Source organism: Paraburkholderia sp. Ac-20340 (assembly GCF_017104965.1).
Lineage (GTDB): Bacteria > Pseudomonadota > Gammaproteobacteria > Burkholderiales > Burkholderiaceae > Paraburkholderia.
In genome coordinates, this window is the sequence record NZ_JAAGPR010000002.1 from 333,585 (window position 1) to 354,332 (window position 20,748).

At 65.6% G+C, this 20,748-nt stretch carries 19 protein-coding genes and 1 pseudogene; 10 read left to right on the forward strand and 10 right to left on the reverse strand.

Annotated features, from left to right (window positions below; all coding sequences use genetic code 11):
* Positions 1–246: 246 nt before the first annotated feature.
* The 6 genes and pseudogenes from G3N59_RS04445 to queG all read right to left on the reverse strand — a co-directional run.
* Complete coding sequence (locus tag G3N59_RS04445; RefSeq protein ID WP_205981338.1) at positions 247–2,046, reverse strand: methyl-accepting chemotaxis protein; 1,800 nt, start codon at positions 2,044–2,046, stop codon at positions 247–249.
* A 300-nt stretch (positions 2,047–2,346) separates the two neighbouring features.
* A complete protein-coding gene (plsY, locus tag G3N59_RS04450; protein WP_205981339.1) occupies positions 2,347–2,970 on the reverse strand; it encodes a glycerol-3-phosphate 1-O-acyltransferase PlsY in 624 nt (207 codons plus the stop codon).
* 164 nt (positions 2,971–3,134) lie between these two features.
* A complete protein-coding gene (gene ybaK / locus G3N59_RS04455; protein ID WP_205981340.1) occupies positions 3,135–3,626 on the reverse strand; it encodes a Cys-tRNA(Pro) deacylase in 492 nt (163 codons plus the stop codon).
* A 108-nt stretch (positions 3,627–3,734) separates the two neighbouring features.
* Positions 3,735–4,784 (reverse strand): site-specific tyrosine recombinase XerD, encoded by a 1,050-nt coding sequence (gene xerD / locus G3N59_RS04460; protein ID WP_205981341.1) that lies wholly within the window; start codon positions 4,782–4,784, stop codon positions 3,735–3,737.
* 31 nt (positions 4,785–4,815) lie between these two features.
* Positions 4,816–5,301, reverse strand: a complete 486-nt coding sequence (locus tag G3N59_RS04465) for a methylated-DNA--[protein]-cysteine S-methyltransferase (protein ID WP_346777851.1) — start codon at positions 5,299–5,301, stop codon at positions 4,816–4,818.
* 174 nt (positions 5,302–5,475) lie between these two features.
* Positions 5,476–6,648: pseudogene (gene queG / locus G3N59_RS04470) on the reverse strand (tRNA epoxyqueuosine(34) reductase QueG); the annotation flags it as partial.
* 155 nt (positions 6,649–6,803) lie between these two features.
* On the opposite strand from queG, the gene tsaE reads away from it, so the two are divergent.
* Positions 6,804–7,397 (forward strand): tRNA (adenosine(37)-N6)-threonylcarbamoyltransferase complex ATPase subunit type 1 TsaE, encoded by a 594-nt coding sequence (gene tsaE, locus G3N59_RS04475; protein ID WP_205981342.1) that lies wholly within the window; start codon positions 6,804–6,806, stop codon positions 7,395–7,397.
* A complete protein-coding gene (locus G3N59_RS04480) occupies positions 7,379–8,908 on the forward strand; it encodes an N-acetylmuramoyl-L-alanine amidase (protein ID WP_205981343.1) in 1,530 nt (509 codons plus the stop codon). Before tsaE ends, G3N59_RS04480 begins: the two co-directional genes overlap by 19 nt.
* A 100-nt stretch (positions 8,909–9,008) precedes the next feature.
* Here G3N59_RS04480 and G3N59_RS04485 read toward each other — a convergent pair whose 3' ends face one another.
* Positions 9,009–9,908, reverse strand: a complete 900-nt coding sequence (locus G3N59_RS04485) for an EamA family transporter (RefSeq protein WP_205981344.1) — start codon at positions 9,906–9,908, stop codon at positions 9,009–9,011.
* Positions 9,909–10,136: 228 nt separating this feature from the next.
* Here G3N59_RS04485 and G3N59_RS04490 point away from each other — a divergent pair, with 228 nt between their 5' ends.
* Both G3N59_RS04490 and trxA read left to right on the forward strand, forming a co-directional pair.
* Entirely contained in the window at positions 10,137–11,021 is an 885-nt protein-coding gene (locus G3N59_RS04490; RefSeq protein WP_205981345.1) for a pirin family protein, read from the forward strand.
* Between the two features lie 99 nt (positions 11,022–11,120).
* Positions 11,121–11,969, forward strand: coding sequence for a thioredoxin (gene trxA, locus G3N59_RS04495; protein WP_205981346.1), 849 nt, complete (start codon positions 11,121–11,123; stop codon positions 11,967–11,969).
* Between the two features lie 132 nt (positions 11,970–12,101).
* On the opposite strand, the gene tcdA is transcribed toward trxA, so the two are convergent.
* The gene (tcdA, locus tag G3N59_RS04500; RefSeq protein ID WP_205981347.1) at positions 12,102–12,995 is read right to left on the reverse strand and encodes a tRNA cyclic N6-threonylcarbamoyladenosine(37) synthase TcdA; all 894 of its coding nucleotides are present in this window, start codon (positions 12,993–12,995) and stop codon (positions 12,102–12,104) included.
* 194 nt (positions 12,996–13,189) lie between these two features.
* On the opposite strand from tcdA, the gene pdxH reads away from it, so the two are divergent.
* The 3 genes from pdxH to G3N59_RS04515 all read left to right on the forward strand — a co-directional run bounded on the left by pdxH (position 13,190) and on the right by G3N59_RS04515 (position 16,707).
* Positions 13,190–13,837 (forward strand): pyridoxamine 5'-phosphate oxidase, encoded by a 648-nt coding sequence (gene pdxH / locus G3N59_RS04505; RefSeq protein WP_205981348.1) that lies wholly within the window; start codon positions 13,190–13,192, stop codon positions 13,835–13,837.
* A gap of 294 nt (positions 13,838–14,131) precedes the next feature.
* The gene (locus G3N59_RS04510) at positions 14,132–15,346 is read left to right on the forward strand and encodes a cyclopropane-fatty-acyl-phospholipid synthase family protein (protein WP_205981349.1); all 1,215 of its coding nucleotides are present in this window, start codon (positions 14,132–14,134) and stop codon (positions 15,344–15,346) included.
* A 68-nt stretch (positions 15,347–15,414) separates the two neighbouring features.
* Positions 15,415–16,707 (forward strand): DUF72 domain-containing protein, encoded by a 1,293-nt coding sequence (locus tag G3N59_RS04515; RefSeq protein ID WP_205981350.1) that lies wholly within the window; start codon positions 15,415–15,417, stop codon positions 16,705–16,707.
* A 99-nt stretch (positions 16,708–16,806) separates the two neighbouring features.
* On the opposite strand, the gene msrA is transcribed toward G3N59_RS04515, so the two are convergent.
* Entirely contained in the window at positions 16,807–17,352 is a 546-nt protein-coding gene (gene msrA / locus G3N59_RS04520; protein ID WP_205981351.1) for a peptide-methionine (S)-S-oxide reductase MsrA, read from the reverse strand.
* 205 nt (positions 17,353–17,557) lie between these two features.
* Between msrA and G3N59_RS04525 the strand changes: the two genes are divergently transcribed.
* Positions 17,558–18,070, forward strand: coding sequence for a flavin reductase family protein (locus G3N59_RS04525; RefSeq protein WP_205981352.1), 513 nt, complete (start codon positions 17,558–17,560; stop codon positions 18,068–18,070).
* An 84-nt stretch (positions 18,071–18,154) separates the two neighbouring features.
* Here the strand turns inward: G3N59_RS04525 and G3N59_RS04530 are convergent, their stop codons facing one another.
* The gene (locus G3N59_RS04530; RefSeq protein ID WP_205981353.1) at positions 18,155–18,658 is read right to left on the reverse strand and encodes an Lrp/AsnC family transcriptional regulator; all 504 of its coding nucleotides are present in this window, start codon (positions 18,656–18,658) and stop codon (positions 18,155–18,157) included.
* 131 nt (positions 18,659–18,789) lie between these two features.
* On the opposite strand from G3N59_RS04530, the gene kynB reads away from it, so the two are divergent.
* Positions 18,790–19,422 carry an arylformamidase gene (gene kynB, locus G3N59_RS04535; protein ID WP_205981354.1) on the forward strand — a complete coding sequence of 211 codons (633 nt, stop codon included), beginning with the start codon at positions 18,790–18,792 and terminating at the stop codon, positions 19,420–19,422.
* Between the two features lie 66 nt (positions 19,423–19,488).
* Positions 19,489–20,739, forward strand: a complete 1,251-nt coding sequence (gene kynU, locus G3N59_RS04540; protein WP_205981355.1) for a kynureninase — start codon at positions 19,489–19,491, stop codon at positions 20,737–20,739.
* The last annotated feature ends 9 nt before the right edge of the window (positions 20,740–20,748 follow it).

The following is a 20,748-nucleotide window of genomic DNA, read 5'->3' on the forward strand; positions in this document are numbered from 1 at the left end:
GCATTGGGCTTCCGAAAATAACCGAATGTGAGCTTGCTGGAGCGCCGCACTTCGGCCTGGCCACAACGCTTTCTTGCGCTGGAACAAAGCCAAAGACGAACGCGATCGACGTCCAGCATAGGCGCTCGCCCATCGCCTGAAACCTCGGCCAGATGGCGTAATCCAGCGCCCGACAGCAGGCGAAAAAAAACGGCGCCGAAGCGCCGTTTTTCCAGTTTCGCTAGACCCAGCAACCCGCCAGCCGAATCAATCGAGCCTGAACTGCCCCACTGCCTCGGCGAGATTGATCGCCTGGCTGCGCAGCGCGGCCGCCGCAGCCGTCGATTGTTCGACCAGCGCCGCATTCTGCTGCACCATCTCGTCGAGTTGGCTCACTGCGCGGTTCACTTCCTGAATACCGCGCGTCTGTTCGCCGGCCGCATTCGTCACTTCCGAAATAATCGTCGTCACGTTCGAGACATTCGCGACGATCTCGTCCATCGTCTCGCCCGCGCGACGCACCAGTTGCGAGCCCGAATTCACGCTCGCCACCGTCGATTCGATCAGCGCCTTGATCTCGCGCGCCGCCTGCGCGCTGCGCTGCGCAAGGCTGCGCACTTCGCCCGCGACCACCGCGAAACCGCGCCCCTGCTCGCCCGCGCGCGCCGCTTCCACCGCCGCGTTGAGCGCCAGAATATTGGTCTGGAACGCGATCCCGTCGATCACGCCGATGATGTCCGCGATCTTCACCGAAGCGTGCTCGATCGCGCCCATCGTATCGACCACATCGCTGATCACCGCGCCACCGCGCGAAGCCACCATCGAGGCCGAATTCGCCGTGATATCGGCTTGCTGCGCGGCGTTGGCCGATTGCGCGACCGTCGCCGTGATTTCCTCCATCGAGGCCGCTGTCTGTTCGAGGCTGGCCGCCGCCGATTCGGTGCGGCCCGAAAGATCGACGTTGCCCGCGGCGATTTCGTCGCTCGCGGTGCGCACGGACTGGCTGGCGTCGCGGATATGGCGCATCACGTCGCGCAGCTTGTCCATGAAGGCGTTGAACGAGCGCGCGATCTGCGCGACTTCGTCGTTGCCGGTGGCCGGCAGGCGCTGCGTGAGATCGCCCTCGCCCGCGCTGATGGCGTCCATCGCGTCGCGCACGCTGGACAGGCGCTTGAACGACACCGACGTCATCGCGCCCACCACCAGCGCCGCGATCACCGAAATCACCACCAGCGTGATCAGCGACACCGTCAGCAGCGAGCGCATGCCCGCCAGCGCATCCGCGCGGTCGAACGCGACGATCACGCGCCAGTCCGTACCCGCGATGGCCTGCGCGCGCATCAGCTTGGCTTCGCCGTTCACGTCGATATGAACCGGGCGGGTCGCCGCGAACAGCGCCGCGAGTTTGTCGCCCGAGAGATCCGGCGCGACATCCGTGACGGGCTTGAGCGTGAGCTTGGCGTCGTCGTGCGCGACGATCGCACCGCTACTGTCCACCAGCATGCCGAAGCTCGCGGGCGTCGGATGGATCGAGCGCACGTTGGCGATCACGCTGTCCATCGCCACGTCGCCGGAAATCACGCCCTTGACCTGCCCGTCGCGAATCACGGGCGTGGCGAACGCCACCACCAGCTTGCCCGTGCCGACATCCACATAAGGCGGCGTCACCACGCCCTTGCCCGCCGCCACGGCCTGCTTGTACCAGGGGCGGCCGGTCGGGTCGTAATCGGGCGGAATGCCGGTGGCATCCGAGAATTTCGCGGTTTTATCGGCGTAACCGACGTAGACGTTGGTAAAGCCGCCGGCCGTGGCGATCTGCTTGAGCATCGGCACCGGATCAGGTTGCAGCACGGCGTCCTGCAGCGATTCGATCATCTGCGCATGCGTGGCAACCCAGTCGCCGATGCCTTCCGCATGGCTGTTCTCGACGGCGGTCAGCGTCGCGTCGATCGAATCCTTGTTGTGCGAGTTCGCAACGAAATAGTCGAGCGCGGTATTGGCCGCAAGCGCTACGACGACGATAACGACGCATAGCGCGACGATGCGCGCGCGAATGGTGGAGAACATGGTGGGGAAAGCGCCGTGTGGAGTAGTTTGAATCAGACTGCCGGACAGAGAGACGGACGACACAAAAGTGGACGACAGACGCAATTACGGCACACGGCGCAGGCGACTTGAGTAGGGTTTATCGGGGTATGAACGCGCGATTATTCCGGCATCTGAAAGCAATCACGGAGACCGATAAGTCGCTGATCTGGCGGCAATTAAATGGCGCGCCGATCGAGCGCAGCAATGCAAAACGGCCCGCGCGAATGGCGGGCCGTTCTGGGGAAAATCGGGTCTTGCCGGCGCGATGCCGCGCGGCGTTTATTTAGCCGCTGCCGCCGCCTTTTTCTTGTCGCCGATACGGCTTTCCGTGCCGTTCATCAGCTTGCCGATATTGGCGCGATGACGCCAGAACAGCAGCACGCTCATGGCGAGAATCGCCAGCGCCATCACATGCGCGCCGAACATGAAGACGTCGAAAATCGGCGCGAACACTGCAGCGGCCAGCGCCGCCAGCGACGAATAGCGCGTGAAGAACGCGACGATCAGCCAGGTCAGCAGCGTCAGAGCGCCGAGCACCGGGTTCACGGCGAGCAGCACGCCTGCGGCCGTTGCCACGCCCTTGCCGCCCTGAAAGCGGAAGAAAACCGGATACAGATGGCCGAGAAACACGGCGATGGCGGCCAGCGCCACGGCGGTTTCATCGAGACCGAATTGCGGCGCGAAGTGCCGTGCCAGCCAGACGGCGAGCCAGCCCTTGAAGGCGTCGCCGATCAGCGTGAGGATCGCGGCCTTCTTGTTGCCGCTGCGCAGCACGTTGGTCGCGCCCGGATTGCCGGAGCCGTAGGAACGCGGATCGTCGAGGCCCATGACGGCGCTCACGATCACGGCAAACGAAATCGAGCCGATCAGATAGGCGGCGACGGCGACTAACAGGTTGTACATGCACGAAACCCGAAGGAGTGAAAACAACGAAACGGTGCGCAGCGCGCGCGAAGGCGCCCATTCTACCTAAGCGGACGCGAGCTTTCGCCCTCAATCCCGGCCATACCGGGCAAACCCGGTGAAACCAGGGACCGAGCCTGGCGTCGAAGCGCGCGCTGCCAGCGTCAATCGGCCAATGCGCACTGCACGGGTTTCGCGGCCAGCAGCGTCGTCAGCACGTCGGGCGCGAGGCTCACGAGATAACCGCGCTTGCCGCCGTTGAGCCAGATCTGGTCGAGTTCGAGGATCGTCGATTCGACATAGACCGGCATCGCCTTCTTCGTGCCGAACGGCGACGTGCCGCCCACCAGATAGCCCGAATGGCGGTTCGCCACTTCCGGCTTGCACGGCTCGACGCTTTTCGCGCCGATCTGCCGCGCGAGATTCTTTGTCGACACCTTGCGGTCGCCGTGCATGAGGACGATCAGCGGCCTGGCGCGTTCGTCCTCCATCACGAGCGTCTTGACGACGCGATGCTCATCCACGCCAAGCTGGCGCGCGGATTCTTCCGTGCCGCCGTGATCGACGTACTCGTAGGGATGCTCGCCGAACGCGACGCCCGCGCGGCGCAGCATCTGCGTCGCGGGCGTTTCGGAGACGTGTTTCGATTTGCTCATGGCGCGCATTTTAATGCGCAACGGCGCGGCGTATGCCGGCCGCGCGCATCTGCGTCGACTTCGGCGGCCACTTCGGCGGCCGCTTCGGTGCCCGCATCGAGCACGCCCTCAACCGCGCGGATGATGCTTCGCATGCAGCAGACGCAGACGCTCGCGCGCGACGTGCGTGTAGATCTGCGTGGTCGAAATATCGCTATGGCCGAGCAGCAGTTGCACCACGCGCAGATCCGCGCCGTGATTGAGCAGGTGCGTGGCGAACGCGTGCCGCATCGTGTGCGGTGAAAGCGGCGCGTGCACGCCCGCATGCAGCGCGTGACGCTTGATGATGTGCCAGAACTGCTGGCGCGTCATGCCCTCGGCGCGCGCGGTGACGAACAGCGCATCGCTCGTGCGTGCGCCCAGCAGCGCCGGGCGCGATTCGCGCAGATAACGCTCAATCCACGCGGACGCCTCTTCGCCGAACGGAATCAGCCGCTCCTTCGAGCCCTTGCCGAGCACGCGCACGACGCCTTCGTTCAGGCCCACTTCGACGCTCTTGAGCGTGACCAGCTCCGTCACGCGCAGGCCGCTCGCGTACATCAATTCGAGCATCGTGCGATCGCGCAGCCCCAGCGGCGTGCTCACATCGGGCGCGCCGAGCAGCGCTTCGACCTGCGCTTCGGTGAGCGTCGTGGGAAAGCGCGGCGCCTGTTTGGCCGAGCGGATACGCACGGTCGGATCGGCGCTCACACGCTGTTCGCGCAGCGCCCAGCCGTAATAGCGCCGAAACACCGACAGCCGCCGGTTCGCGGAAGTCGATTTATCGTCCTTGCGGCGCGCGCTGTAGGCGATCAGATCGTCTTCCTGCACGACGTCGAGTCCGTGTTCGCGCGCCCGCGCGAGCCAGTCGGCGAACAGGCGCAGATCGCGGCGATACGCGTCGAGCGTGTTGCGCGAGAGATTGTGTTCGAGCCACATGGCGTCGCAGAACGTGTCGATGGCGAGCTGGCTCGCAGCAAGCGACTGCGCCGCAGCGGGCGTGAGTGCGCCTTCTTCGGCTTCGTCCGCGTCTTCCACGTGGAGTGGGTCTTCGTCGATGAAACCGTCATCGGCATCGTCGGCGTAGTCTTCGCCGGACGTGGGATCGTCGTCTTCGTGAATGTCGTGCTGATCGTTCATGTCGTTCAATGCTTGCGGCGTGTTCATCGCATCAGCGAATCTTGACGCCTTCGTGCGCGAGCAGCCAGCGCTTCACATCGCGGAAAAACCCGTCGCCGCCATGATGCGAGAAGCCGCCGATGCCATTCGCCCCCACCACGCGATGGCAGGGAATCACGATCGGAAAGTAGTTCGAACCGCACGCCTGCCCCACCGCGCGCGCGTTGATGGTGCCGACGCGTTTGGCCAGTTCGCCGTAAGTCAGCACGGTGCCGAGCCCGATCGAACAGATGCCGTCCCACACGCGGCGCTGGAAATCGGTGCCGAGCGGCGCGAGCGGCAAATCGAACGGCGCGGCCGCGTCGTGCAGATAGCGCTCGATCTGCGCGGCGGCGCGTTCCGCCAGTGCCGATGTGGGCGCGAGATCCGGCGTGTCGCCCGGCAGATAGACGATATCGCGCACGCCGTCCTCGCCCGTGACGATGCCCACCTTGCCGAACGGCGCGCCGATCACCGCGTGGTAGTCGCGCGGCGCGATCTTGCGGATCGCCTGGCGGCTGGGCGCGCGTTCGGGCGCTGCGGGCGCTGCCGGTGGAACCTGCGCGGCTTCGCGCATCGCCGCGTCTTGCGCGTCGTCCCACAGTGAATATGATGCCGATGCCTTCATCGTCGCTCTCCTTGAACCGCCTGCCTGAAGCCCGATCGAGCGGCTTCAGGCCGCTTCCAGCGCCCATTGCACATGTTCGCGCACGATCGCCGATTCGTCATTTTCGCGCGCCCGCAGCGCCGCGACCATCGCCGCGCGCCACGCCGGCGCATCGTGCGCGCCCGCCGCGCGCAGCGCATTGCCCATCGCCACCGCGATATTGCGCGACCAGCTTTCGAAACCGATGCGCCGGATCGCACTGCCCTGCATGCGCTCGTCGAACTGCGCGGCGCTCCAGCCGAACAACTCGACGAGACTCGCGCGATCGAGCCCGTGGCGCACATCGAAATCGGCAACGGGCGCCGCCTGCGCGAACTTGTTCCACGGACACACGAGCTGGCAATCGTCGCAACCATAAACGCGATTGCCGATCAGCTCGCGCATCTCCACCGGAATGCTGCCCTTGAGTTCGATCGTCAGATAGGAAATGCAGCGCCGCGCATCGACGCGATACGGCTCGGTGATCGCGCCCGTCGGGCATGCGGCGATGCAGCGCGTGCAACTGCCGCAGTGCGAGCCCGGCGTTTCGGGCGCGGCCGATTCGGGATCGTCGGCGTCGGGCGGCAGCGGCACATCCACATAAATCTCGCCGAGAAAGAACAGCGAACCCGCGTCGCGCTGCAACAGCAGCGTGTGCTTGCCGCGCCAGCCAATCCCGGCCTTCTGCGCGAGTTCCACTTCGAGCACCGGCGCCGAATCCGTGAAGACACGAAACCCAAACGCGCCGATTTCCGCTTCGATGCGTTCGGCCAGTTGCTGCAGGCGCGCGCGCATGACCTTGTGATAGTCGCGGCCGCGCGCGTAGATCGACACGACCGCCGCCTGCGGGTCGGCCAGGCGCGCGTGCTCGCGATGGCGCCAGTCTTGCGAAGCACTTTCGGGCATCTTTCCCGATCCCTGCGCGAGGGCGTCGGCATCGAGCGTTGCAGCCGGTAAATAGGCCATGCGGGCCGTGATAACGCGTCGCGTACCGGCCACAAGCTCGGCGGGCCTCGCGCGTTTCATGCCATGTTTGGCCATATAATCCATCTCGCCGTGGCAGCCCGCTTCGAGCCACGCGGCAAGGCCCGCCTCGGCATGAGACAGGTCGGTGTCGCTGATACCGATCGCACCGAACCCCAGCTCGCGCCCCCATGCGCGGATACGCGTCGCGAGTGCGGCCAGCGCCGCTTCGTCGAGCACAGCAGCCGGCTCCTGAGCCGCCGCGCCCATGCCTGGCATCACGTTCGACGCCGCGTTCGATTCTGTCGATTCGTTCGATGTGGCTGCTGCGTTCACTGCGCGCGCCTCGTTCGAGGGGGAAAGCAAGGGGTTCATCACGCCATTTTACGAGAATGCCCGACACGCCCGATCAGTCCGACCAGGACCACGCGAGCTTGCCCGCTGCCCCCGTTCAACTCGAACGCCGCTTCGAGCTCGCTGACGAAGCCGCCACCGATGCGTTCGGCGCACGCTTTGCGCACGCGCTCGACGCCCTGCGCACGCAGGATGCCGGCCAGCCGGCGCCTGCCGCGCCTGCATTCTCCGGCCTGCACGTGCAGTTGCTCGGCGACCTCGGCGCGGGAAAAACCTCGCTCGTGCGCGCCGCGCTGCGCGCGCTCGGCCATAACGGCCGCGTGCGCAGCCCCACCTACACGCTCGTCGAGCCCTACACCGTCGCGCGCCCCGACGATGCCGGCGGGGAACTCCAGCTTTACCACTTCGATCTGTATCGATTCAGCGATCCGGCCGAATGGGCCGACGCCGGCTTTCGCGAATATTTCGCGCAAGGTGCGGTCTGTCTCGTCGAATGGCCGCAACGCGCGGGTGGCCTGCTCGGCGTGCCCGACCTCGTATTCCAGCTCGAACCCGGCCCGCTTGGCGAAGGCCGCGTGCTCACCGCATACGCATACAGCGCATCAGGAAAGGCATGTCTAGAAAGATGTTAATCAAACCGTTCCGCTCGATCGAGTCGGCCGCCACCGCCACGCACAACTGGCGGCGCCGGCAGATCCTGAAAGCGGGCGCGTCCTCGCTGGTGCTCGGCCTGGCCGTTCCGCGCCTCGCGTGGGCCAATTCGGTGATGGGCGTGCGGGTCTGGCCCGCGCGCGATTACACGCGCGTCACCATCGAATCGGATCAGCCGCTCACGACCACGCAAACGCTGCTGCAAAATCCCGACCGGCTCGTGGTCGACCTGACCGGTCTCGATCTCGACGACGCGCTGAAGAACCTCGTCTCCAAGATCACGCCGAACGATCCGCAGATCCAGGCCGTGCGCGTCGGGCAATATCAGCCGCATGTCGTGCGCATGGTGTTCGACCTCAAGGGTTCGGTGAAGCCGCAGGTGTTCACGCTGCAGCCGGTCGGCTCGTACAAGTACCGGCTGGTGTTCGACCTCTATCCGGCGGTCGCGCCCGATCCGCTCATGGATCTGCTCGCGCAGACCGAGCGCAAGCAGCAGCAGCTCGACGCGCATCAGGCGCTGCGTGACAGCGCGCCTTCGACGCCCTCCACGCTCGCCGGTCCGAACACGCCGCCCGCGCACGACAACAGCGAAGCCTTTTTCCAGCGTTACGCGCAGAACGACGGCAGCGCCGCGCCCCGGCCCACGCCGCCGGTGCCGCCCGCTGTCATCGCGAAGCCGAAGCCCGCGCCCAAACCGCCCGTCGTGGCCCAGAACGACGACGACGCCAAGGACGACGACAACTACGGCTTCACCACGCCGAAGTCGAACAAGGGCGGCACCACGCGTCTCTTGACCGTGGCGATCGACCCCGGCCACGGCGGCGAGGACCCGGGCGCGATCGGCAGCGCCGGCACGTATGAAAAGCACGTGGCGCTCGATATCGCCAAGAAGCTGCGCGCGAAGATCGACGCCCAGCCCAATATGCGCGCGATGATGACGCGCGACGCCGACTTCTTCGTGCCGCTGAACGTGCGCGTGCAGAAGGCGCGCCGCGTGGGCGCAGATCTGTTCGTGTCGATTCACGCCGATGCGTTCACTACGCCTTCGGCGCGTGGCTCGTCGGTGTTCGCGCTCTCGGAGCACGGCGCGTCGAGCGCGGCCGCGCGCTGGATGGCGAACAAGGAAAACTCGTCGGACCAGATCGGCGGCATCAACGTGAAGACGTCCGATGCGGCCGTGAATCGCGCCCTCTTCGACATGTCCACCACGGCGCAGATTCGCGATTCGCTGCGCTACGGCGGCTTCGTGCTCAACGAAGTGGGCGAGATCAACCATCTGCACAAGGGTTCGGTCGAACAGGCCGGCTTCGCGGTGCTCAAGGCGCCCGATATTCCGTCGATCCTCGTGGAAACGGCCTTCATCAGCAATCCCGAAGAAGAAACGCGCCTGAACGACGACGCCTATCGCGAGAAGATGGCCAACGCGATTCTCAAGGGCATCAAGCGCTATTTCGCGGCCAATCCGCCGCTGGCGAAGAACCGCATGACCTGAGCGCACGCGTCAGTGCATCGCGCGAAAAAAACGCCGCGCATCCTTCGGGGTGCGCGGCGTTTTTCGTTGTGGCGTGTGCCCGGCTTGTCGGGCAGCGGCCTTATGTGCGCGCCGCCAGCCGCTGTCTCAGCCAGCCGCCGAACACGTTCACCATCAGCCCCGCCATCACCAGCGCCGCGCCGCCCACTTGTGCGGCGCTCAAGCGCTCGCCCAGCAGCAGCGCCGCCGAAGCCAGCCCGACGATCGGCACGAGCAGCGAAAACGGCGCCACCTGGCTGGCCGGATACTTCGACAGCAGACGGCTCCAGAGGCTGTAGCCGAGAATCGTCGCGATAAACGCCAGATAGACGATCGCCCCGATCGACGGCATGCCGATGCCCGCGAGCGCGCTTTCGATGCGCTGCGGCCCTTCGATGAAGTACGAGAGCACGAAGAACGGCAGCGGCGGAATCAGGCTCGCCCACACCACGAGGCCGACCAGATCGACCTTGCCCACCTTCTTCGTGACGATATTGCCGAGCGCCCACATGCAGGCCGCGCAGAGCGTGAGCACGAAACCGGCGACGGTCATGGTCTGCGCGCTCGCCCCGCCCGCCGTCGATTGCAGCCCGATCACCGCCAGCCCGCCCGCCGCGATCAACAGGCCGATGACGTTCTGCGCGCCAAACCGCTCGCCGAGGAAAAACGCCGCGAACACCAGCGTGAAAAACGCCTGCGCCTGCAGCACGACCGACGCGAGACCGGCGGGCATGCCCACGTACATCGCGGTGAACAGAAACGCGAACTGGCCGAACGAGATCGTCGCGCCGTAGGCGAGCAGCCAGCGCAGCGGCAGCTTCGGGCGCTTCACGAACAACACGGCCGGGAACGCGGCCAGCGTGAAGCGCAGCGCGCCCAGCAGCAAGGGCGGCACGCCATGCAGGCCCACCTTGATCACGACAAAATTCACGCCCCACGCGACCACCACGACCAGCGCGAGCAACAAGTCCTTCGGCGACATCCCCAGCTCCGGTTATTGTTCTGTCAAATGAATCTGTAAGTTTAACGGTTGCGTCGCTCATGCGTCGGGCGCGGTGGGGTGGTCTCGGGGCAAAGCCTTACACGGGCTTAGCGGCAGTCCGTCAGAGCGGGCGTTAGAATGGGCGCCTGTCAGCGCGGTGCCCGCACCGCCGCATCCAGCGTTCTCCATACCTCGCATTCGTACCGTCCGGTTCATCAAGGAAGCGTCATGTCCTCATCGATCAAAGCGGTCCTCAAGCCCCATCAGCGCGACATCGGCAATCTGTTCGTGCGCCGCGTGCTGCCCGCGATGGCCGCGCGTCTCGTCGGCCCGTTCATCTTTTTCGACCACATGGGCCCGGCCAAACTCGCCGACGGCGCCGGTGTCGATGTGCGCCCGCATCCGCATATCGGCCTCGCCACGGTCACGTATCTGTACGACGGCGCCCTGATGCACCGCGACTCCCTCGGCTCGAATCAGAAAATTCTGCCCGGCGACGTCAACTGGATGACGGCGGGACGCGGCATCGTCCATTCGGAGCGCACGCCCGACGAAGACCGCAACACCGGCCTGACGATGCACGGCATCCAGACCTGGGTGGCGCTGCCGCTCGAACACGAAGACACCGATCCCTCGTTCTTCCACCACGCAGCCGCCACGCTGCCGAAGGTCGAGCGCAACGGCGTGTCGATGTGCGTGATCGCGGGCACGGCGTTCGGCGCGACCGCGCCCGTCAAGACCTTCTCCGGCACGCTCTACGTGGCCGCCGATTTCGCGCCGGGCAGCGCCATCGCGCTCGATTCAGAGCATGAGGAACGCGGCGTCTATCTGGTCGAAGGCGACCTCGCGATCGACGGCACGCCGCTCGAACAGCACACCATGGCCGTGCTCACGCCGGGCGAAACCGTCACGCTCGCCAGCACCAATGGCGCACGCGTGATGTTGCTGGGCGGCGAAAAGCTCGACGGCGAACGCTTTATCGAATGGAATTTCGTCGCCAGTTCGCGCGAGAAGATCGAAGCCGCGAAGGCCGCGTGGACGCGCCAGGAAATGGGGCAGGTGCCGGGCGAAACGGAATGGATTCCGCTGCCCGAGAAAAAGCCGGCGCACTGAGCCAGCCAACACCATCGGAAGCCTGCGAACGCCCGATATTGAAGCGCGGTGTTTCGCCCCCATCTTCGCGAAAGACGGAATTTTCCCAACGAGGACGCAATGGATACCACTCTGGCCACTTTTGAAAAGGACGTGATCGAAGCGTCGGCGCTCGCGCCCGTGCTGGTCGACTTCTGGGCGCCGTGGTGCGGCCCATGCAAATCGCTCGGCCCGATGCTCGAAAAGCTCGAAGCCGAATACGCGGGCAAATGGAAGCTCGTGAAAGTGAACGTCGACGAAAACCAGGAGCTGGCGGCGCATTTTCAGGTGCGCAGCATTCCGCACGTCGTCGCTTTCGCGGATCGCCAGGCCGTGGACCAGTTTATCGGCGTGCTGCCGGAAGGCCAGTTGCGCGCCTTTCTCGACCGCCTGATCCCGAATTCGGCCGACGCCGCGCGCATCGCCGCTCAGGAAGCGCTCGCCGAAGGCCGCCGCGAGGACGCCTATGAAGCGCTGCAGGCGGCGCTGGCCTACGACCCGGGCTTCGACGAAGCGCGCATGGACCTGATCGAGCTGCTGCTCGCCGACAACCGCGCCGACGAAGCGCACAAGGAAGTCGACCTGCTCTCGCCCAAGACCACGCAGGGCATCGACGCGCGTTTCAATGCGCTCAAGACGCGTCTGGACGCGCTCGACGCCTCCGCCGATCTGCCGCCGACCGATGCGCTGGAAGCGCGCGTCGCCAGCCATCCGGAAGATCTGGAAGCGCGTTTCGATCTGGCGAGCGCGCTGATTGCGCGCCGCAAATACGCGGGCGCGCTGGAGCATCTGCTGGAAATCGTGAAGCGCGATCGCACCTTCCGCGAGGATATCGGCCGCAAAACGATGTTGTCGGTGTTCGATCTGGCCGACCATCAGCCGCAACTGGTCAGCGAATGGCGCCGCAAGCTGAGCGCGACGCTGAACTGAACCAGATGGAAGGAAAAAGCCCGCGAAATGCGGGCTTTTTTTGTGGAAGCGGGGAAAGCAGCGCCCGGCCGCGGCGTGTCTTGCGCTTGTGCCGCAAGCTGCCGACGCAGGCCGCCGATCCCCTCAACCGCTTCAGCGCTTGTTCGCCTGATGCGCGAGCGTGCGCAGCACATACGCCGCCGCCGCGAAACCAAAGCTCGCGGTCACGCACACGCTCGAACCGAAGCCCGCGCAGTTCAGCCCCACCGGCCCTTGATGCCCCGGCGAAGTCGCCACGTGTTCGGCTTCGCTATCGACATCGCACACCGCCGCTTCCGGGTAAATCAGCGGCTCGTCCGAATACACCGCGCTCACCTTGAAGCGCGCCTTCGGGCCGCGCGGGAAACCGTGCAGCTTGCGCAACTGCCCGCGCACCTTGGACAGCAGCGGGTCCTGAATCGTCAGCGCGAGATCGTCGATACGGATGCGCGTCGGGTCCAGCTGGCCGCCCGCGCCGCCCACGGCGATCAGCGGCACGCGATGCTCGACGCACCACGCGATCAGCGCCGTCTTGGTGCGCACGCTATCGATCGCGTCCACCACGTAGTCGAAACCGCCGCCCAGCAGCGCGTCGAAATTCGACGGCTCGACGAAATCCTCCACCAGCCGCACGTCGCATTCCGGGTTGATCAGCTTGATGCGCTCGGCCATCGCCTCGACCTTCGGCTTGCCGTAGTTACCGTCGAGCGCGTGAATCTGGCGATTGGTGTTGCTCTCGGCGACATTGTCGAGATCGATCAGCGTCAGCGTGCCGATCGCGCTGCGCGCGAGCGCCTCCGCGACCCACGAGCCCACGCCGCCGATGCCGATCACGGCAACGTGCGCGCGCTCGAACGCTTCGAGCGCGGGTGCGCCGTAAAGCCGCGCCACGCCGCCGAAGCGGCGCGCCCGGTCGGCAACATCGGCCGCGCCTGGCGCGGTAAGATCGGCGGAATCGGCCGCAGGTGGGAACGTGGTGGCCGAAGCGGAAAGCGGTGTACTGGACATGACGGTAGCAAATCGAAAGCGGACCGATCGCACGACTGTCACGGCCCTGGCAAGACCCGTATTTTGCCTGATCGCGCCTCATCGAGCTTGCCCTTGCCTCGCCGGTCTCCTGCCGGCCTGCGCGGCGGGCCGCTCGCGGCATCCGGCCCTGCATTCTGGTTATACTTGTCCGCATTGAAGCGTCTGCATAAAAAATGACCTCCCTCGCCGATCTCCGCAAGAACTACTCGCTCGGCTCGCTCGATGCCGCCGACGTCGATGCCGATCCGATCCGCCAGTTCCAGGCCTGGTTCGCCCAGGCGCTCGACGCGCAATTGCCCGAACCCAATGCGATGACCGTCGCGACCGTCGACGCCGAAGGCCGTCCGGCCGCGCGCATCCTGCTGATCAAGGGCGTGGACGAGCGCGGCTTCGTGTTCTTCACCAATTACGACAGCCGCAAGGGCCACGAACTCACGGCCAATCCGAACGCCGCGCTGCTGTTCCACTGGGTCGAACTCGAGCGTCAGGTGCGCATCGAAGGACGCGTCGAGAAAACCAGCGCAGCGGAAAGCGATGCTTACTACCAGTCGCGCCCGCTCGGTTCGCGCATTGGCGCGTGGGCCTCGGAGCAAAGCGCGGTGATTCAGGACCGGGCGCAACTCGAAGCGCGCGAGCGCGAAATCAGCGCACAGTACGGCGATGCGCCGCCGCGTCCGCCGCACTGGGGCGGCTATCGCCTCGTGCCTACGGCCATCGAATTCTGGCAAGGCCGGCCGTCGCGGCTGCATGACCGTATCCGCTACACGCGCGATAGCGCGCAGGCAGACGCCGCGTGGCGCATCGAACGGCTCGCGCCCTGAGTGCATCGGCAGGACAGCGGCGCGCGCCCATCCGTGCGCGTCGCTGAGTCTCGAGTTTCACCCGCAAGCGATCGCCTTAATGCCGTAATGCCGTAACGCCGCATCATCTGCAACACCCGCATCACCCGATACAAGCGCGCCATCGCCCACTGGACGCCGGCGCCGCGTCAGTCAGTTTTGCCTCGTAGCACGCATTGCCTACTGCTTTTGTCTTTCGGCTGGAAACGCGCGATCACGTCCGATCGCCCCTCACCGGCCGCAAACAACCCGCTTGGGACGACAGGAGAAAAACGCATGTTCTGGGAGAAAAAACTCGCACAGTGGGTCGACGATGTGCGCACCAAGGCCAATCTGCCCGCACGGCTCGTGCTCTGGAGCGGCCAGCAATACGACTTCGGCCACTTCGCCGCGCCGCAGGTCACGCTGAAGGTCAACACGATATCGGCGCTGCCGCTGCTGCTCGAACCGAGCCTCGACAATCTCGGCGAGGCCTACGTGAAGGGCAAGATCGATATCGAAGGCAAGGTCGCCGATATCATCAACATCGGCTATTCGCTTGCCCGCAATACGGTCACGAGCGCCAGCAAGCTCGCGCGCATGCGCCGCTACTTCACGCACTCGAAGAGCACCGATAAAAAAGCCATCCAGTATCACTACGACGTCTCGAACGAGTTCTACAAGCTCTGGCTCGACGAGAACATGGTCTATTCGTGCGCGTATTTCGAGAACGGCGATGAAGATCTCGCTACCGCGCAGATCAAGAAGATCGACCACATCCTCACCAAGATCCAGCTGCAGGAAGGTCAGACGCTGCTCGATATCGGCTGCGGCTGGGGCGCGCTGGTGCTGCGCGCAGCGCAGAAGTTCGGCGCGCGCTGCGTGGGCGTGACGCTCTCGCAGAACCAGTTCGATCTCGCCACCGAACGCGTGAAGGCGGCCGGGCTCGGCGATCGCATCGAGATCCGTCTGCAGGATTATCGCGACATTCAGGGCCAGTTCGACCGCATCACCAGCGTGGGCATGTTCGAGCACGTCGGGCGCAAGAATCTGCCGGGCTACTTCACGAAAGTGCGCGAACTGCTCGCCGACGATGGCATCGCCATGAATCACGGCATCACCTCGAGCGACGCGGAAAGCGGCGAGACGGCGCTCGGCGGCGGCGAGTTCATCGACCGTTACGTGTTCCCGGACGGCGAGCTGCCGCATATCAGCCTCGCGCTCGAAGCGGCGCAGCGCGGCGGGCTGGAAGCGGTTGACGTGGAGAGCCTGCGCCGTCACTATGCGCACACGCTCGACCTGTGGGCCGATAACTTCGAGGCGCGCGCCGAGGAAGCGAAACAACTCGTCGATGACGAGAAATTCCGCATCTGGCGCGTGTATCTGGCGGGCTGCGCCTACGCGTTCGAGCACGACGACGTGTCGATCTATCAGATCGTCTGCCGCAAGGCCGGCCGCAGCGCGGCGACGCTGCCGTGGTCGCGCCGCTATATCTACGAGAAGCCGCTCTGATGCGCCGGTGCGAGTGAGGCGGGCGGCTTTTTTCACCGACCGCCCTCGCTCGCCACCTTGAAACCTGCATGAACGAACGCGACGACGGCCTTTTTGGGGCGCTGGATCAGGATGGACCGACATCGGCGCCTCAAGGCGGCGGTGATGCGCGCGGCTCGCGTGGCGCGCCTCGCACGCGGCGCAGCGCCAGCGCCGAACGCCCTGCCGAAACCCAGACCGATCTGTTCGGCTTCGTGCCGCCCGAGCCGCCACCAAAGCGTGCGGCGCGCGTTTCGTCGGTCGATGCCGATGCCGAAGCAAAGCCGCCCCGCCCCACCGACGCCCCCGAAAAACCCAAACGCCGCGCGCGCGGCGTGCTGCCCGCCGAGCCCACGCCGGACGTGCTGGACGTGGCCGCCGCTCTGCCCGCGAGCGTGCGTCTGGGCACATCGTCGTGGTCGTTTCCGGGCTGGAACGGCATCGTCTACGGCGACGATTACAGCAACTCGAAGCTCGCGCGCGACGGCCTCGCGGCCTACGGCGCGCATCCGCTGCTGCGCTCGGTGAGCATCGACCGCTCGTTCTACGCGCCGCTCACCGTCACCGACTACCTGCGTTACGCGCAGCAGGTGCCGGATCACTTCCGCTTTATCGTCAAGGCGCCCGCGCTCGTCACCGATGCGAGCGTGCGCGGCGATCGCGGCGAGCCGGTCGCGGCGAACCCGTGCTTTCTGAGCGCCGAAATCGCCGCGCGCGATTTCATCGAGCCTTGCCTCGCCGGTCTGGGCGCGAAAGCGGGTGCGCTGGTGTTCCAGTTCCCGCCGCTGCCCGATCAACTGCTCGCCGATCCCACCGTGTTCGTCGAGCGTCTGGGCGCCTTTCTCGCCGCGCTGCCGCCTTTGCCCGCACCCGCCGAAGACGCCGCGCCGGGCGACGCGACCTGCTACGCCGTCGAGATCCGCGACGGCATTCTGCTGACGCCGCGTTTCGTGCGCATGCTGCGCGCGGCGGGCGTGCGCTACTGCGTCGGGCTGCACGCGCGCATGCCGGACCCGCTGCGCCAGGCGGCCGCGCTCGCGCTGATGGACGGCGAAGCGCCCGCCGGGCCGCTGATCGTGCGCTGGAGCCTGCATAGCGGCTTCAAGTACGAACAGGCGAAAGCGCGCTACGAACCGTTCGACAAGCTCGTCGACGAAGATCCGCACACGCGCGACGCGCTCGCCGAACTGGCCGCGCGCTATGCGATCGCGGGCCAGCCGGTGCTGATCACGACCAACAACAAGGCGGAAGGATCGGCGCCGCTGACGTGCCAGAAGCTCGGCCAGGCGATCGGCGAGGAAATGGCGCGATTGCGTTCAGAATCCGGCGAATCGGCGCCATAAAAAGCGGCGGGCGCGGTCCGAAACCTCGAACCGCGCCCGCCGCCGCGAACTACCCGAATTGATCGACGCGTTTGCTCAACGTGTCTTAGCTACGCGCGCTCAAGCCTTGAGCCGATGCGCGAACTTCTGCCGGAACTTCGCCACCTTCGGCGCCACCACGAACGCGCAATAACCCTGATCCGGATGCTGCGCGAAGTAGTTCTGGTGATACGCCTCGGCCGGGAAGTAGTTGCCGTCGAGCGGCAGCACCTGCGTGACGATCTTGCCGTCGTAGATGCCTTCGGCCGCCAGTTCGCGGATTGCCTGCCCGGCGATCTCCGCCTGTTGCGGCGAGTGCGTGAAGATCGCCGAGCGATACTGCGTGCCGACGTCGTTGCCCTGGCGGTTCAACTGGGTCGGATCGTGGATCGCAAAGAAAATGTCGAGAATCTCGCGATAGCTGATCTTCGCGGGATCGAAATCGACCTTCACGACTTCCGCGTGGCCCGTGGCGCCGTCGCAGACCTGCTCGTAGGTCGGATTGACGGTCTGGCCGCCCGCATAGCCCGATTCCACCGCTTCCACGCCGTCCACGCGCAGATAGACCGCTTCGAGACACCAGAAACATCCGCCGCCCAGGGTGGCCGTTTCGATCGTCTGACTCATGCTCAACTCTCCTTTGATGAGGGCGGGCGCGCCACGCGCAATACGCGGTAACCGCTGCGCGAGTGGGTCTATACACCCAGTCGCCCGCTGCTTTTGGCTAAAATTGGGGCAATTCGCCGAAATTCCACATGACGTTCATTCCGACTTCCGCTCCGCGCGCCGGCTTCGTGCCCGCTGCGCCCGTCCTGCCCCAAGGCGCGCCGCGATGACCCGCCGCGCCAGCCCGCCCAACTTCGACGTCGCTGCGTTTCGCCGCGCGCTCGGCCAGTTCGCGACCGGCGTAACGGTCATTACGACCCGTGCGCCCGACGGCCAGCTCATCGGCATTACCGCGAGTTCGTTCAACTCGGTGTCGCTCGATCCGCCGCTGGTGCTCTGGAGCCTGGCGACGCGTTCGGCGTCGATGCCCGTGTTCCGCAGCAACAGCCATTATGTGGTGAATGTGCTCGCGGCGTCGCAGCTCGACCTCTGCAAGCGCTTCGCCACCGTGAAGGGCGACCGTTTCGAAGGCGTCTCGCACGCGGCCGGCGACTCGGGCATGCCGGTGCTGGACGGTGCAATCGCGTGGTTCGAGTGCCATAACCGCAGCCGCTACGACGAAGGCGATCACGTCATCTTCGTCGGCGAAGTGGAGCGCTGCGGCGTGCGCGAGGATCTCGATCAGGCCTCGCCGCTGGTATTCCACGGCGGCGGCTTTCATCAGATCGAGCCGCTCTAGGCCGAAGACAGCAGCACCGAAAGCCCGGCCCATGCGCCGGGCTTTGCGTTTTTGCGCGTCGGCTCAGCACACATCAGAACCCATTCAAGGCGCTTTCGGCTCGCCGCGCTGCGCGATCAGCTCGACGGGCACGCCCGCGTCCAGCTTGAGCGTCGTGAGCACGATGTTCGAGCGGATATCCATCACGCCCGGCGCCTTGTAGAGCTTGTTGAGCACGAAATCCGAGTAGTGCTTGAGGTTGTGCGCCAGCACGCGCAGCAGATAGTGCGTTTCCCCCGTCACCACGTAGGCGCCCACCACCTCGGGCCAGTCGCGCAGCGCCGTGACAAAGCGCTCGTGCCAGCTTTCCTGGTCGTTGCGCATCGACACCTGGACGAAGGCTTCCATCTCGAAACCGAGAATCTCCCGGTTCAGACTGGCGCGGTAGCGCTCGACCACGCCCTGCTCTTCCAGCAGGCGCAGCCGCCGCAGACACGCGGACGGCGACAGTGAAATACGTTCGGCCAGATCGAGGTTACTGATACGGCCCTCGTTCTGCAGCACGGAAAGAATCCGGCAATCGGTGGCGTCGAGCGAGATAGCGTTCATATTTGGTCCCCTTTCCCGTCTTGTAACAAATTATGTGCCAAGAACTGTAGCGTAAGACGTTTTTTTCGCAAGCACATTTCGCAAGCGGTTGCCTATCATTCGAACAACACGCGGACAACCCTGTCATCAAGATGAAAAACCTTTGGGATATCTCCCCGCCGATCCACCCCGCCACGCCCGTCTGGCCGGGCGACACGACCGTCAACGTCGAGCGCGTCTGGCGCATAGAAGCCGGCTCGCCGGTCAATGTGGCGCGCGTGACGCTCTCGCCGCACACCGGCGCGCACACCGACGCGCCGCTGCACTACGACGCCGAAGGCGCACCGATCGGCGAAGTGCCGCTCGACGTGTATATCGGCGCGTGCCGTGTCATTCATTGCATGGGCGCCGCGCCGCTCGTGCTGCCCGAACACGTGGAAGGCGCGCTCGATAACCTGCCGCCGCGCGTGTTGCTGCGCACGTACGCAAAGGCGCCGCAGGACCGCTGGGACAGCGCGTTCTGTGCCGTCGCGCCCGAAACCGTCGATCTGCTGGCGGCGCGCGGTGCGCGTCTGATCGGTATCGATACGCCTTCGCTCGACCCGCAGGAATCGAAGACGATGGACTCGCATCACCGCATCCGCGCGCATCGCATGGCGATTCTCGAAGGCATCGTGCTCGATGACATCGAGGCCGGCGACTACGAGCTGATCGCGCTGCCGCTGAAGTTCGCGACGCTCGACGCCAGCCCCGTGCGCGCCGTGTTGCGCGCGTTGCCCGCATAAAACGCACTGAAAGAAAACCGGTTGCCCCGCAATCGCCCACAGACACCTACACGATTCGCCATCGATATGAACGACCGTAACGAAGCCCTGGCCGCCGACAGCGCCGACCCGCTCGCGGCTCTGCGCGAGCAATTCACGCTCGCCCCCGAAACCATCTACCTCGACGGCAACTCGCTGGGCGTGCCGCCGAGCGCCAGCGCCGCGCGCGCCCAGGCCGTGATCGGCGGCGAATGGGGCGAAGGCCTGATCCGCAGCTGGAACACCGCCGACTGGTTCGCGCTGCCGCGTCGTCTGGGCAACAAGCTCGCCCCGCTGATCGGCGCGGCCGAAAACGAAGTGGTGGTCACCGACACCATTTCGATCAACCTCTTCAAGGCGCTGTCCGCCGCGCTGCGCGTGCAGAACGAGCGCGACCCGAAGCGCCGCGTGATCGTCTCCGAGCGCTCGAACTTTCCGAGCGATCTGTACATCGCGCAAGGGCTGATCGAGCAGCTCGATCGCGGCTACGAGCTGCGTCTCGTGGACGATCCGTCCGAGCTGCCCGCCGCGATCCGCGACGACGTGGCCGTGGCGATGATCACGCACGTGAACTATCGCACCGGCGAGATGCACGACATGCGCGCGCTCACCGAACACATCCACGCACAAGGCGCGCTGGCGCTGTGGGATCTCGCGCATTCGGCGGGCGCGGTGCCGGTCGACCTGAACGGCGTGAACGCCGACTACGCCGTGGGTTGCACGTACAAATACCTGAACGGCGGCCCCGGTTCGCCGGGCTTCGTGTGGGTGCCCAAGCGCAACCAGAACAGCTTTTCGCAGCCGCTGTCGGGCTGGTGGGGCCACAAGTCGCCGTTCGAAATGAACCCGACCTATCGCCCGGACGACGGCATCGGCCGCTATCTGTGCGGCACCCAGCCGATCGTGTCGATGGCGCTCATCGAATGCGGTCTCGACGTGTTCCTGCAAACCGATATGCAGGCGATCCGCGCCAAGTCGCTCGCGCTCACCGATCTCTTCATCGAACTGGTGGAAACGCGTTGCGCCGGCCTCGATCTGACGCTCGTCACGCCGCGCGAACACGCGCAGCGCGGCTCGCATGTGAGCTTCGAGCATCCGCACGGTTACGAGGTGATGCAGGCGCTGATCGCGCGCGGCGTGATCGGCGATTATCGCGAGCCGCGCGTGCTGCGCTTTGGCTTCACGCCGCTCTATGTGCGTTACGTCGATGTCTGGGACGCCGTCGAAACGCTGCGCGATGTGCTCGCGACCGAATACTGGCGCAAGCCCGAATTCGCTGCGCGCGGCGCGGTGACCTGAGGAGCGCGC